Origin of the sequence: Leifsonia sp. Leaf336, assembly GCF_001423695.1 — a bacterium.
GTDB lineage: Bacteria > Actinomycetota > Actinomycetes > Actinomycetales > Microbacteriaceae > Leifsonia.
Genome location: NZ_LMOZ01000003.1, coordinates 311,144 through 324,836, shown reverse-complemented (window position 1 = coordinate 324,836; position 13,693 = coordinate 311,144). Strand labels below are relative to the sequence as shown.

The 13,693-nt window shown below is 67.7% G+C and carries 13 protein-coding genes and 1 tRNA gene; 13 read left to right on the top strand and 1 reads right to left on the bottom strand.

Annotated features, from left to right (window positions below; translation table 11 throughout):
• Positions 1–33 precede the first annotated feature (33 nt).
• The 11 genes from serS (at position 34) to ASF88_RS16765 (ending at position 10,447) form a co-directional block, all read left to right on the top strand.
• Positions 34–1,299 carry a serine--tRNA ligase gene (serS, locus tag ASF88_RS16815; protein WP_055921439.1) on the top strand — a complete coding sequence of 422 codons (1,266 nt, stop codon included), beginning with the start codon at positions 34–36 and terminating at the stop codon, positions 1,297–1,299.
• Positions 1,296–2,108: an HAD family hydrolase gene (locus tag ASF88_RS16810; RefSeq protein ID WP_442915035.1), complete on the top strand. Its 813-nt coding sequence runs from the start codon at positions 1,296–1,298 to the stop codon at positions 2,106–2,108. The genes serS and ASF88_RS16810 overlap by 4 nt, the downstream gene beginning before the upstream one ends.
• Before the next feature lie 129 nt (positions 2,109–2,237).
• Positions 2,238–3,509 (top strand): LCP family protein, encoded by a 1,272-nt coding sequence (locus ASF88_RS16805; RefSeq protein ID WP_055921434.1) that lies wholly within the window; start codon positions 2,238–2,240, stop codon positions 3,507–3,509.
• 189 nt (positions 3,510–3,698) lie between these two features.
• Positions 3,699–4,958: an MFS transporter gene (locus tag ASF88_RS16800; protein ID WP_055921431.1), complete on the top strand. Its 1,260-nt coding sequence runs from the start codon at positions 3,699–3,701 to the stop codon at positions 4,956–4,958.
• Between the two features lie 106 nt (positions 4,959–5,064).
• Positions 5,065–5,149 (top strand) — tRNA-Ser (locus tag ASF88_RS16795).
• Positions 5,150–5,273: 124 nt separating this feature from the next.
• Positions 5,274–6,281 carry an acyl-CoA thioesterase gene (locus tag ASF88_RS16790; protein ID WP_055921427.1) on the top strand — a complete coding sequence of 336 codons (1,008 nt, stop codon included), beginning with the start codon at positions 5,274–5,276 and terminating at the stop codon, positions 6,279–6,281.
• 68 nt (positions 6,282–6,349) lie between these two features.
• The gene (locus tag ASF88_RS16785) at positions 6,350–6,793 is read left to right on the top strand and encodes a type II 3-dehydroquinate dehydratase (RefSeq protein WP_055921424.1); all 444 of its coding nucleotides are present in this window, start codon (positions 6,350–6,352) and stop codon (positions 6,791–6,793) included.
• Between the two features lie 8 nt (positions 6,794–6,801).
• Entirely contained in the window at positions 6,802–7,368 is a 567-nt protein-coding gene (locus tag ASF88_RS20740; protein ID WP_055921421.1) for a hypothetical protein, read from the top strand.
• Positions 7,369–7,385: 17 nt separating this feature from the next.
• Positions 7,386–7,859 carry a MarR family winged helix-turn-helix transcriptional regulator gene (locus ASF88_RS20735; RefSeq protein WP_162242592.1) on the top strand — a complete coding sequence of 158 codons (474 nt, stop codon included), beginning with the start codon at positions 7,386–7,388 and terminating at the stop codon, positions 7,857–7,859.
• A gap of 238 nt (positions 7,860–8,097) precedes the next feature.
• Positions 8,098–9,456: an MFS transporter gene (locus ASF88_RS16770; protein WP_055921418.1), complete on the top strand. Its 1,359-nt coding sequence runs from the start codon at positions 8,098–8,100 to the stop codon at positions 9,454–9,456.
• A gap of 7 nt (positions 9,457–9,463) precedes the next feature.
• Entirely contained in the window at positions 9,464–10,447 is a 984-nt protein-coding gene (locus tag ASF88_RS16765; RefSeq protein WP_055921415.1) for a hypothetical protein, read from the top strand.
• Here ASF88_RS16765 and ASF88_RS16760 read toward each other — a convergent pair.
• Complete coding sequence (locus ASF88_RS16760; RefSeq protein WP_055921412.1) at positions 10,440–11,237, bottom strand: dienelactone hydrolase family protein; 798 nt, start codon at positions 11,235–11,237, stop codon at positions 10,440–10,442. The two genes, ASF88_RS16765 and ASF88_RS16760, sit on opposite strands and share 8 nt — an antisense overlap.
• A 113-nt stretch (positions 11,238–11,350) precedes the next feature.
• Here ASF88_RS16760 and ASF88_RS16755 point away from each other — a divergent pair, with 113 nt between their 5' ends.
• Both ASF88_RS16755 and ASF88_RS16750 read left to right on the top strand, forming a co-directional pair.
• On the top strand, positions 11,351–12,397 hold the full coding sequence (locus tag ASF88_RS16755) for a cupin domain-containing protein (protein ID WP_055921409.1): 1,047 nt from the start codon (positions 11,351–11,353) through the stop codon (positions 12,395–12,397).
• Entirely contained in the window at positions 12,394–13,659 is a 1,266-nt protein-coding gene (locus ASF88_RS16750) for an FAD-dependent monooxygenase (RefSeq protein ID WP_055921406.1), read from the top strand. The genes ASF88_RS16755 and ASF88_RS16750 overlap by 4 nt, the downstream gene beginning before the upstream one ends.
• The last annotated feature ends 34 nt before the right edge of the window (positions 13,660–13,693 follow it).

Here is a 13,693-nt window from a genome sequence, read left to right as displayed (position 1 = left end):
TGGTGCAGCACCCGACGGCGATAAGCTGGGGCGGTGATCGATCCCGTCCTCCTGCGCGAGCATCCCGATGTCGTCCGACGTTCCCAGGAGGCGCGCGGCGACTCCGTGCAGCTGGTGGACGAAGCGCTGCAGGCCGACATCGAGCGCCGTGCCGCGATCACCGCGTTCGAGGAGCTGCGCGCGGAGCAGAACGCGTTCGGCAAGCAGGTCGCCCAGGCGCCCAAAGACCAGAAGCAGGCGCTCGTCGCGCGGGCCCAGCAGCTCGCGGGCCGGGTCAAGGAGGCGCAGCAGGCCGCCAACACCGCGGAGGCGCACTTCGACTCCGTGCTGCGGCGCATCGGCAACCCGATCGTCGAGGGCGTCCCCAGCGGAGGCGAGGACGACTACGTGGTGCTGAAGGAGGTCGGCGGCATCCCGGAGTTCGACTTCGAGCCGCGTGACCACCTCGAGCTCGGCGAGCTGCTCGGCGCGATCGACATGGCCCGCGGCGCGAAGGTGTCCGGCGCCCGGTTCTCGTTCTTGCGCGGCGTCGGCGCGCGCCTCGAGCTCGCGCTCATGAACATGGCCCTCGACAAGGCCGTGACGAACGGTTTCGTGCCCATGATCACGCCGACGCTGGTCAAGCCGGAGGTCATGCAGGGCACCGGGTTCCTCGGCTCGCACGCCGACGAGGTCTACCACCTGGGCAACGACGACCTCTACCTGACCGGCACGAGCGAGGTCGCGCTCGCCGGCTATCACGCCGACGAGATCCTCGACGTCGCCGAGCCGCTGCGCTACGCGGGCTGGTCCACCTGCTACCGGCGGGAGGCCGGCTCGGCGGGCAAGGACACCCGCGGAATCATCCGCGTGCACCAGTTCAACAAGCTGGAGATGTTCGTCTTCACGCTGCCCGAGAACGCGGAGGCCGAGCATGCCCGGCTGCTGGCGTGGCAGGAGGAGATGATGCAGGCTCTCGGGCTGAGCTACCGCGTCATCGACACCGCGGCGGGCGACCTCGGATCGAGCGCCGCGCGCAAGTACGACGTGGAGGCGTGGATTCCGACGCAGGGCCGCTACCGCGAGCTGACCTCCACCTCCAACTGCACGACGTTCCAGGCCAGGCGGCTCGAGATCCGCTACCGCACCGAGAGCGGCAAGACGGCTCCGGTCGCGACCCTGAACGGGACGCTCGCGACCACGCGCTGGCTGGTCGCCATCCTCGAGACGCACCAGCGGGCCGACGGGTCGGTCGTGGTCCCGGAGTCGCTGCGCCCCTATCTGGGCGGCCTCGAGGTGCTGGAGCCGATCGCGCCGTGAGCACTGTGGCCGAGAGCGACCGCCTGCTGATCGCCCTCGACGTCGACGGCACCCTCATCCACGAGGACGAGTCCGTCGGCGACGCGGTGCTGGAGGCCGTGACGCGCGTGCGCGAAGCCGGCCACGAGGTGATGCTGGCGACCGGCCGCAGCTGGGAGACCGCGAGGCCGATCCACGAGAAGTTCGGTCTGACCAGCCGTTTCGTGGTCTGCGCGAACGGCGCCCTCACGATGATGCGCGACGACACCGTCGAAGGCGGTTACCGCCGCGAGTTCATCGAGACATTCGACCCGACCGAGGTGCTGCGCACCATCCGCCCGCACCTGCCGTCGGGCAGCTTCATGGTGGAGGACCCGACGGGCTTCCGCCGCTACACCGAGGGCATGACCGACTGGGAGCTGGTCAACGCGGAGCAGGTCGGGTTCGACGAGCTCAGCCAGCACCCGGCCACGCGCGTGGTCGTGGTATCGCCTCAGCACGACGAGGAGGAGTTCCTCGCGATCGTCGAGCGGATGGGTCTGCAGCGGGTGAGCTACTCCATCGGCTGGACGGCCTGGCTCGACATCTCGCCGGACGGCGTCAGCAAGGCCACGGCCATGGAGCGCGTTCGGCACGCGCTCGACATCCCCGCCTCGCGTCTGGTGGCCGTCGGCGACGGCCGCAACGATCTCGAGCTGCTGCAGTGGGCGGGCGCCGAGGGGCGCAGCGCTGCGATGGGGCAGGCTCCGGACGAGGTCAAGGCGGCGGCGTCGGAGGTCACGGGTACGGTCGCCGACGACGGGCTGGCCGCCGTGCTGCGCTCCCTCTGACCGGCTTGGACTCTTCTGCTGACCTGGGGTTTCACCGCCCAGAGCATTTCCAGGAGGTCATGTCAGACTAGGTGATGGTGTGCGCTTTCTCAGGCGCCGCCTTCGCCGTCGTCCGACGAGAGGGAGTGAATGGACGAGATGCCCACCCGCGCTCAGGCGCGAGCTCAGGAGAAGTCAGCCGGTCCCTCCGTCGCCCGGCACGGACGCCTCAAGCGGCACCACCCGTTCAAGACCATCGCCGCCCTCCTCGTCGGCGTGCTCGCCGTGGCCGGCATCAGCACCGCCGGCGTCGCCGCCTACGCGGCCTACGACGTCGCGACCAGCCTCAAACCGGCCGTCAAGCTCGTCGACGCCAAAGGCAAGGTCGTCACCCCAGGGGTCGGCGCGATGAACGGCGCCTTCAACGTCCTCCTCGCCGGCAGCGACTCCGGCGGCGGCAACGCGGCCTACGGCGACCGGCAAGAGAACCTCAACGACGTGACGATGCTGCTGCACGTCTCGGCCGACCACAAGAACGCCACGGTCGTCAGCTTTCCGCGCGACATGTACGTGTCCATCCCGTCCTGCCCCGACCCCAAGGGCGGCAGTTTCGACGCGATGAGCCGCCAGAAGATCAACAACAGCCTCAGCTACGGCGGCCTGGCGTGCACCGTTCTCACTGTCGAGAAGCTGACCGGCCTCGACATCCCGTACGCGGGTGTCATCGAGTTCGACGGCGTGATCGAGATGTCGAACGCTGTCGGCGGCGTCTCCGTCTGCGTCGCGGGCGACATCTCCGACCCGTACACCGGCCTCGATGTGAAGGCCGGCGAGAACACCCTCCAGGGCCAGCAGGCCCTCGCGTTCCTCCGCACGCGCCACGGCGTGGGCGACGGCTCCGACCTCGGGCGCATCAGCAACCAGCAGGTGTTCCTGTCGGCGCTGGTGCGCACGATCAAGAGCGCGGACACCCTGGCCAACCCGGTGAAGGTCTACGGACTCGCGAAGGCGGCGACGAGTAACATCTCGCTCTCGGAGAGCCTGAACAACCCGACGACCATCGCCTCCATGGCCATGGCGCTCAAGAACATCGACGTGTCCAAGGTCGTCTTCGTGCAGTACCCGAACCACTACGAAGGCGACGGTGTGGCGCCCACCAAGGATGCCGCCGACACTCTGATGCAGGCGCTCCAGAACGACAAGGCGGTCACGCTCACCGGCGACACCGGAGTGGGGTCGGAGGCCGACCCGAACGCTCCGGCGGCGCAGGCTCCGGCTGCGGGCGCCACGCAGGCGCCGGCCGACGGTTCGACCACGGCGCCGACCACCGCGCCGACCGACGGCTCGTCCGTGCAGCTGCCGTCCGACGTGCACGGCCAGACGGCCGCTCAGGTGACCTGCTCGAAGCCCTACCAGGACTGACAGAAGGTCGGACGTGCTCGACTGCGCTCTGGCGGGAATGGATCGCCCGGGTGCAGACTTGAACGCAATGGAGGTTCGTCCTCCCACGTAGACCATCGTGTATCTACCTCGCGCCGGCTCGCCCGGCGGACCAAGGCGGCACTTGAAGCCCGCGGTCCGCCGCGGAACACAGAAGGCCCGAGTTCACGAATGACGCGTACGACCCCCTCCGCGGGCGAGCAGCAGCACGACACGCAGCAGCAGCCGACCACCCTGCTGCGCGCCGCCGGATTCTCGTACTTCCCCGTCGCCCTGCTGGCGCGCCTCCCGTACGCCATGATGGTCGTCGGCGTGCTGACCCTCGTGGTCTCGGCACGCGGCGAACTGTCGCTCGGCGGCCTGACCTCCGCGATGGTGGGCGTCGGGACCGCGATCTTCGGCCCGCTGATCGGCGCTGCCGCCGATCGGATCGGCCAGCGCGGCGTCGTGCTGGCCGCGGGGATCGCGAACAGCGTCGCGCTCCTGGCGATGGCGTGGGTCGCGTTCAGCGCGTCGCCCGATTTCGTCGTCCTCCTCGTCGCGTTCGTGATCGGCGCGACCGCTCCTCAGGTGTCGCCGATGTCGCGCAGCCGGCTGGTGGGCATCATCGCGAGCCGGCTTCCCGGCGACCGGCACGCCGCCGTGCTCAACGGCACGATGGCGTACGAGTCGGCCGCGGACGAGATCGTGTTCGTCTTCGGCCCGTTCATCGTCGGCCTCCTCGCGACGACCCTGAACCCGGCCGCCCCGATCATCGGCGCGGCCGTGCTGACGGTCGTGTTCGTCTCAGCCTTCGCGCTGCACCGCAGCGGTGCGGCACGGCCGACGTCCGCCGACGGCCTCCCGGTGCGGCAGGCTCCCGCGCGCGAGCTGTTCCGGCCGGGGCTGCTGGCCGCCACCGTCGGCGTGCTCGGGATGGGCCTGTTCTTCGGCTCGATGCTCACCGCCCTGACGTCGTTCCTCTCCGATTTCGGCCACCCTGAGCAGGCCGGCCTGGTCTACGGCGTGATGGGCGTCGGGTCCGCGGCACTCGCGCTGGGCGTCGCGTGGTTCCCGCTGCGGTTCTCACTGCGCTGGCGCTGGCTGACCTTCGCCGGCCTCCTCGTGGCGTCGACGTTCGCGCTGCCGTTCGCGACGACGGTTCCCGGGGTGATCCTGGTGCTGCTGATCGCCGGCTTCGGCGTCGGCCCCACACTGGTGACGCAGTACAGCTTCGGGGCCGAGCGCAGCCCGCTGGGCCGCTCGGCAACCGTCATGACGATCCTCGGCTCGGCGGTCATCGTCGGCCAGTCGGCGTCGTCGGCGCTGGTCGGCGCTCTCGCCCAGAGCGCGGGCACGCACGTCGCGATGTACGCCCCGCTCGGGTCGTCTCTGGTCGTGCTCGCCGCCGGCATCGCGAACGTCTTCATCACCGGTCGCCGCCCTCGCTGAGGCCCGCACCAGTTGCGCCGAATGTGGCGTTTCGCGGCGCTGATCGCCACATTCGCCGCAAATCCGCGGGCCTGTAGACTGCAACGGCGCCGCTAGGCCGGCGCCGGGAGGGCTGTCCGAGCGGCCGATGGAGCCAGTCTTGAAAACTGGTGGGCAGAAATGTCTCGTGGGTTCGAATCCCACGCCCTCCGCTCAGCAGAAATTCGACGAAGATCGCGTTGGCGATAGCGGACAGTCTTCTCGAACCGGAAAGAACCATGCTTCTTTTCGTCGCACGTCCAGGCCCGGGGGTGGCTCGTCCCGGACGATATGAGCATGACTAGTGCGGATTCCTCGGAAGCATCGTTGACAGGTGTGGGAGAAGGGAGCGTCGACGGTACGGTGACGCTGCGCTTCCTGGTCGCTCCGTCCGACATGGACGCGACGGGTGAGTCGGTGCTGGCTGGACGCGTGATGGAGTGGATCGACAAGGCGGGGTACGCCTGTGCTGTCGGCTGGAGCGGTTCGTACTGCGTCACCGCGTATGTCGGCGATGTCCATTTCACTCGCCCGATCGCGGCCGGAACCATCGTCGAGGCTCACGCGCGCGTCGTCTACACCGGCCGCACTAGCATCCACGTCTTCGTCTCGATAGAGACGTCGGAGATCTACGAGCGCGTCTTCTCGGTGGCGACGCACTGCATCTTGGTATTCGTCGCGACAGGCGGGGACGGCCGGCCCCGCGAGGTTTTCCAATGGGAGCCGTCGAGTATCGCGGATCTGATCATTCAGGCGCGTGCGCAGGCCAGGATCGAGCCCCGGAAGACCATTCAAGCGACCATGCTCGAACTGCAGAAGGTGGGCGCCACGACCGCTTCCGCCACCGTGTTCAGGTTCCTGGCCAGTCCGGGCGACGCGAACTGGGGTGGTAAAGCCCACGGTGGAACGGTCATGCGCTGGATAGACGAGACCGCGTACGCCTGTGCTGCGCACTGGGCGCCCGGGTCCGTCGTAGCGGTCTATTCGGGCGGCATCAACTTCTACCGGCCCATCCCCATCGGTCATGTCGTCGAGATCGCTGCGAGGCTCATCCACACGAGCGCACGAAGTATGCACATCAGCGTTACCGTACGGTCCGCCCATCCGTCGTCCCCGGAGGCGATGGAGCTTACGACGCAGTGCATCTCCGTTTTCGTGCGGAAGGGGGCGACAGGCCATGCGGAGCCGGTGCGCGCGCTGCCGTTAGTCGTTCCGGCAGACGTCGCACTGGATGGGTACGCTCGCCACCTGATCGAGCTGCGTCGGCAGATGGCGGCCTTTCCGTCTTCACTCGTCCAGCGATAGACGTGGTTGACTTCGATGACGATGGATCATATATTCAGTCAACGGAACATCTACGAGGAGGCTCCCCCATGCACATCGCTGTGCTCAACGGCCCCAACCTGAACCGCCTCGGAAAGCGCCCCGTGCAGCAGTATGGCAACGAGACGCTGGCGCAGCTCGAGGCACGCATCGGCGCCCATGCGTCGCATATCGGTGTTGGGGTGACTTTCTTCCAGTCGAACCACGAGGGGGAGTTGATCGACCGGGTATACGACGACATCGATGACGTCGATGGTTTCATCGTGAATCCGGCCGGCCTGACGACCTACGGTCGGAGCCTCGCGGATGCGCTGGCCGAATGCGGCGTACCGTACGCAGTCGTCCATCTCTCCCAGCCGTATCGCCACCGCGGGTCGGACATGCTCGATGTGTTCCGGGATCGCGCAGCGGCGTACATCTGCGGCCTCGGTTGGCGCGGCTATGCGGCCGCCCTCGATGCCTTCGCGGATACCGCCCGGTCCGAGTCGGATTAGGCGGACCCGTGCAGATCGGCGTCTTCGCCGGCCATCGCCTCGGTCTTGTGGTCGAGAGCGGGATCATCGATGTCAGCGACCTCGTGCCGGGCTCCCCTGGACCGCGTGGACCTCTCGCGTGGTTCATTTCGAACGAGTGGGACCGACGGATCGACTGGGGTGCGGTGGCGCAGGGCCGACCGGTGCTGCCACGCCACGGAATCGAATGGTCGTCGCCCCTTCCGGGAGCCGCCCTCGTCGATCCGACGAATCGCCTGGCCGGCCGCGGAGAGTCGGCGCTCGGCATCGTCCTCGCCGACGGTTTCGGGGCCCCGTCGGCGGTGGACCCGTTCGCGCGCGTGTTCGGCCTCGTGCGTGTGAACTCGGTGAAGGGAGCGCCCCAGATCGTCGCCGGACCCGTGTCGATGGTCGGCGCCTGGCCCGTGGGCGAGGTGTCTCTTGCGGTCGAGGCTCCGGGGCGGGGTGCGGACGAGGATGTGGTGTCCGCGACCAGAGCTGGTCATGCATTGGGCCTCCTGGCGGCGGACGTCGTCGTCCTTCCCGGGATGCCGAAGGTTATTCCGCGTACGTTCTAATCGCGTACGATTGCGTCATGGCACGACGTGACGTGAGTTTCAGCGAAGAGCCTGGGGGCGAAGATCTCCCGGTCATGTCTGGGCAGGCCGGCCATTGGGTGCGGCGAGCCCATCAGGTTCACAACGCGCTCTGGGTCTCTACGGTCTCGGGCGCCGTCACGCCGTCGCAGTTCGCCGTCCTCTCGGTCCTGGCGGAATCGCCGGACGTCGACCAGAACGCCATCTCGCGAGGGACGTCTTTGGATACCTCGACGACAGGCGCCATCGTCAACCGCCTGGCTCAGCGTGGGCTTCTGGAGATGCGCAAAGACCCCTCCGACCTGCGGCGCAATCTCTTGAGGCTGAGCCCCCAGGGCGAGCAGGAGTTCCGGGAGCTCGCGCACAAGGCGGCGCACATGACCGATGCCTACACAGACGCCCTGGACGAGTCCGAGCGACACCAGCTCGTCTCCTTGCTCAAGCGGCTCGTCGAAACCGGAGAGTCTTCGTAGGGCGTCCGCGCCGCCGAGTGTTCCGTCGACGGAAAATATTCTCGCCAAACTATTGCGTTGACTGAATAGTTTGGCTTATTGTCGCATCGCACCACACAACACGAAAGTAAAAAGGGGGCCGAGCGTTAGCCCGCTCGGCCCCCCATGCACTCGGCGCGATCGACAATCGGGATCCGGGTGCATCTGAATCTGGCAAACGGTGACGAACACCGTTCACACGACAATGGAGTCTACAGAGATGAGTGCATCTTCCACACAGGCGGGAAGGCCGAACCGCCAGCTCGGGCTGGCCGTGTTCTCCGGCTTCTTCGGAAGCGTCCTGGAGTTCTACGACTTCTTCCTCTACGCCACGGCCTCGGCCTTGGTCTTCAATCAAGTGTTCTTCCCCGAACTGGACCCCGTCGTCGGCACGATCGCCAGCTTCGGGACGCTCGCCGCCGGGTACTTCGCCCGGCCACTCGGCGGGATCATCTTCGGGCATTTCGGGGACAAGCTGGGTCGCAAACGGATGCTGGTCTGGACGATGAGCCTGATGGCCGGCGCGAGCATCGTGATCGGCCTGCTCCCGGGGGCCGCGCAGATCGGAGTGGCTGCACCGCTGCTGCTGACCTTCTTCCGGGTGGTCCAGGGCATTGCGCTCGGCGGCGAATGGGCGGGATCCGCGCTGATCTCGGCGGAGCACGCGACCAGTCGCCGCGGCCTCTGGGCCAGCTTCACCCAGGCGGGTGCGCCCAGTGGTTCGGTCCTCTCGACCGCGATGCTGGCCCTCGTCTCGGCGCTGACCACCCAGGAGCAGTTCTTGGCGTGGGGGTGGAGGATCCCCTTCCTCTTCAGTGTCGTCCTGCTCGCCGGCGGACTCATCATCCGAAGCAAGGTCCACGAGACACCGATCTTCCTCGCCGCCGTCAAGGAGGCCCCCAAGCGGCGGTTCCCGCTGGGCGACGTGCTTCGCTACGAGTGGCGCCCTCTGCTCCTGGTCCTCGGAGTGTCGATCGCCGGATCGGTCTGCTCGGCGGTGTTGACCACCTTCGTCCTCGCTTTCGCCACCGGGCACGGGTTCGAACGGCAGACGGTGCTCAACGTGCTGCTGCTCTCGTCGTTCATCACCGCGCTCTTCATGCTGTTCTACGGGTCGCTGTCGGATCGGTTCGGGCGCCGTCCGGTGATGATCGCTGGGACGATCGGCTTGATCATCATGTCCTTCGTGCTCTTCCCCGCCATCGGCAGCGGGTCCGTCCTGGCTCTCGCGATAGTCCTCCCCGTGAACCAGGCGGTCGTCCATGCGGCCCTCGCCGGACCGCAGCCGGCGATGGTGACAGAGCAGTTCAGCACGGTCTCCCGGTTCACGGGCGCTTCGGTGAGCTACCAGCTCGCCGGGATCTTCGGAGGCCTCACTCCCCTCGTGTTCGCGTCCGTACTGCAGGCGAACGGCGGGTCCACGACCCTGCCTCTCTCGATCATCATGTCCGTGACCTGCGTCGTCGCCCTGTTCTGCCTCCTCGCGCTGAAGGAGACGAGCCAGAAGAGCCTCTCGGACTCCTCTCCGGCGGTCGAGCATTCGGCAGCCGTGCCCGACACCACCCAAGCGCCGGCATAACGTGTCGATGGCGAAACAGCTGACGCTCGCGTGCGGCTCCTACGACCGCACGGCTGCGCTCGCCGACGGAAGGGTGAGGGCTGAGGGCATCGACCTCACCGTCCTCACCCTCCCCGTCGAGGAGATCTTCTTCAGGACGGCCAAATACCGGGAGTTCCCCGTCTCGGAGATGAGCCTCTCGTCGTATCTCCTGACTCTGGATCGGGACGCCCCCTTCGTCGCCCTCCCGGTGTTCCCGTCCCGGTCGTTCCGCCACAACGGCGTGTACGTTCGCACCGATGGTCCGATCTCGTCCGCCGCGGACCTCGTCGGCGCGACGGTGGGGATCCCGGAGTACCAGGTGACGGCGGCGGTCTGGATCCGGGGAATCCTGGCCGACCTGCACGGCGTGCCGGTGCGATCCGTCGCTTACCGTACGGGCGGCCTCTACGGCGCACGGCGGGTGGAGAAGCTCTCGATCGACCCGCCCGGAATCGACCTGAAGCCGGTCGAGAAGGATGCGACGCTCGGGGAACTGCTCATCGACGGCACGCTCGACGCGATCTACTCGCCGCGGGTGCCTCCCGAGTTCGCCGCCGGCGACCCACGGATCCGGCGGCTCTGGATCGACTCGAAAGCCGCCGAAGTCGAGTACTTCGAGGCGACAGGGATCTTCCCGATGATGCACACCGTCGTCATCAGGCGAGACGTCTACGAGGCGGACCGTTGGATCGCCCGCTCGCTTATGAAGGCGTTCGAGGCTGCCAAGCGGGTGGCTGAGGCGCAGCTGGGCGAGACGGCTGCCCTGAGCTCGATGCTCCCGTGGAGCTATCAGGAGGCGCAGCAGACCCGAGCCCTGATGGGGCAGGAGTTCTGGACGTACGGCCTGGACGAGAACCGCGTCGCCCTGGAGACGCTGCTGCGTTACTCGGCAGACCAGGGGCTCGCCTCCGGCGTGAGGGATGTATCGGAACTGTTCGCCCCGGAGACGGCCTCCGCCTTCGTTATCTGAGTGGGCGGATGGGGTTGGTTTCGGCGAGGAATCGCCGGAACCGACCCCAGCTCCGCGCATCGGCGAGGGGGCGGAACCTGTCGGTTCCGGGCACGGTGAACGCGTGGGGTGCGCCGCTGATGATGTCGATCTCCCACGAGAGGTCGGGCGTAGCGCGCAACTCCGCCATCAAGCGAGCCACGGCGGAGTCGGGCACCAGGTCGTCGGCCGCGCCGGTGATGATGAGCAGGGGCGCACGCGTCGCCGCGCCATCTGCTGCGTCGTGCTCGAACAGCGTTCCGTGGAACGACGTCGCGCCGGCGATGCGGGCGCCGGTCCTGGCGAACTCGAGCGCCGCAGTCCCGCCGAAGCAGTACCCGGCGACCGCGACGCGCCCCGGCTCGACTCCCGTCATGCGCACCAGGACGTCCAGTCCGGCCTGGACCCGACGGGCGAGCAGGGGCAGATCGGCGTAGTAGGCGGACGAGACCGCTCGAGCCTCCTCCGGTGATGTCGGACGGATCCCGGCGCCGTACAGGTCGGCGGCGAACGCGACGTAGCCCAGGCGGGAGAGCATTCGCGCCCTCATCTCGATGTTGGCCCCGACTCCGTTCCAGGCATGGAGGAGCAGCACCGCCGGCCCGGAGACGGGCCGGCTCTTGTCCAGGGCCAGGAAGCCTTCGAAGGGGGCTCCGTCGACGGCGTATGGCACTCGGGCCACTCGGATCCGGGATCCGCTGTGCGCGGGCACCTTCGCCAGGAGCTCCTCGAACGGCTCCGGCAGGGGGCATTCTGCGGTCAGTTGGAGCATCGCTGCTACGTCCTCTCTTGACATTCAGTTAACGGAATAATATCGTCCTACCATAATTAGTACGTACGCGGACTAGTTGGATCCTGATCAACGAAGATGAGTGAGGAAGCACGATGACGGACATCGACAAGGCGGCCAGAGCGGACGCCTACTTCGAACGGCTGCGCGACGCCAACGTCGCCGCTCTGTGGACCATTCCCGGCACGCTCGCCACCGAGCCGACCCTCGACGAGGTGCCATACGTCTGGCGAGCCGAAGAGATCTTCCCGCTGCTGGAGGAGGCGGTATCCATCGCCGACCTCGGCGAGGACACCGATCGGCGCGCTCTCAACGCGTCCAATCCGACCCGGCGGTTCGGAACGAGCCACAACCTCGTTGCGGGCTACCAGCTGGTGCTACCGGGCGAGACGGCCCCGGCGCACCGCCACACACCGAGCGCCATCCGCCTCCTGTTGCAGGGGTCGGGCCACACCACCGTGGACGGGGAGCCCGTGCTCATGGAGCGAGGCGACCTCGTCCTGACTCCTCCCAACACCTGGCACGACCACCGCCACAACGGGACGGAGCCGATGATCTGGCTCGACGGACTCGACGTCCCGTTCGTTCGCGGGCAGCACGCGCAGTTCGCCGAGGAGTACCCCAACGGCGAACTGCAGAAGATCACGCAGGAGGAGGACGCGAGCGTCCACCGGTACTTCGCCGGGCTCAATCCCGTCGACGAGGGCTGGGAGAAGCAGCACTCTCCGCTGAACAAGTACGCGTACAGCACCTCCCGTGCCGCGCTCGCCGAGTATCACCGGGGCCAGGGTGAGCCCGCGTGGGGATCGCGTCTCGAGTACGTCAACCCCCTCACCGGCGGTCACGTCATCCCCACGCTGTCGTGCTATCTGACCCTCCTGCCGGAAGGAGGCAGGACCACCGTCCGGCGGCAGACACCGAGTGCCGTCTTCTGCGTGCTGGAAGGCCGTGGTCACAGCATCATCGAAGGCGAGCGCTACGACTGGTCTGAGAACGACTTCTTCGTTGTGCCCTCCTGGCACCGGTACGAGCACGTGGCGGACGACGGCGACGCGGTGATCTTCGAGCTCAGCGACCTCCCGATCTATGAACCGTTCGGGCTGCTCCGTGTCGAGGTCGGCCCGAAGCGGGGCGACGCGTGAGCGCTGAGGCCGTGCCGCTCGAGGCGAGGGCGATCGTCGTCGGCTGTGGCATCGGAGGAATCACAGCGGCTCTCGCGCTCGCTCGTCACGGGATTCGCGTGGATGTGTTCGAACGAGCCGCGGAGATCCGTGAAGTGGGGGCCGGACTCCAGGTCGGACCCAACGCCGTCCGGCTCCTGGAAACGCTCTCGGTCACGCAGTATCTGACCGAAGCTGTGGTGCTCCCCGAGCGGGCGGTGATGCGTGACATCGGGTCGGGGGAGGAGATCTTCGAGATCCCGTTCGGCGCCGAGTTCCTCCGACGCTATGACGCGCCCTACCAGGTCCTGCATCGAGGCGACCTCCTTGCGGCGCTGCTCGCCGCGGCGCAGCGCACGGGGCTTGTGAACATCAGCACGGGCAAGGAGGTGGTCGACGTGATCCACGGGAACGATCACGTCACGGCGCGCTTCGCCGACGGAACCGCCGCCGCCGCCGAGATCCTGATCGGGGCGGACGGGATCCGTTCGCGGGTGCGGCGAACGCTCCGCGACGACGGCCCGCCGCTGGCGTCGACGTATGCGATCTACCGCGGCACCTTCGCGCGGAACTCCGACATCGAGAACGCAGTCACGCTCCAGGCCGGTGCCGGCCACCACGTCATGTACTACCCGATCAGAGGAGGTTCGATGGTCAACCTGGTCTGCTCCTTCAAGAGCGAGAGGGGCGAGCCGGGAAGCGACGAGTGGGGAACGCTCGATGAGCTCGACACGACGTTCGCCCAAGCCAACCCGCTCGTGCGCCGGATCATCACGCATCTGGACCGCACCAAGAAGTGGACGCAATTCGATCGTCCTCCGCGCTCGGGCTGGGTCGGCGGAAGGGTGGTGCTGATCGGCGACGCCGCGCATCCGACTCATCAGTACTTCGCGCAGGGCGCTTGCCAGGCGATGGAGGACGGTGTGGAGCTCGCGGACCTCGTCGGAGGGTCCGGGGACCTCGCCCGGAGACTCCCCGAGTTCGAGGAGCTGCGCTTCGCCCGCACGAGCGCGGTCCAGAGCGGCTCGAGGTTCTGGGGCGAGTGGAGCCACGCCGGCGGCCTGGACGCAGAGCTCCGGGACGCGACGCTGCGTGCCGTCGGAGGTCGCATCTACGAGCACCTCGACTGGCTCTACGGCGCGGATCGCAGCGCGCCGATACCATCGATCCCGCCGAGCCGCGACCGCTACGAGGTCATCGACGCTGAACGAGCCGTCTACGCGCGAGGGCTGGCCCGGTCGTGATCATCGCTCGCTTCAACGGAGCTCACACAGGAGT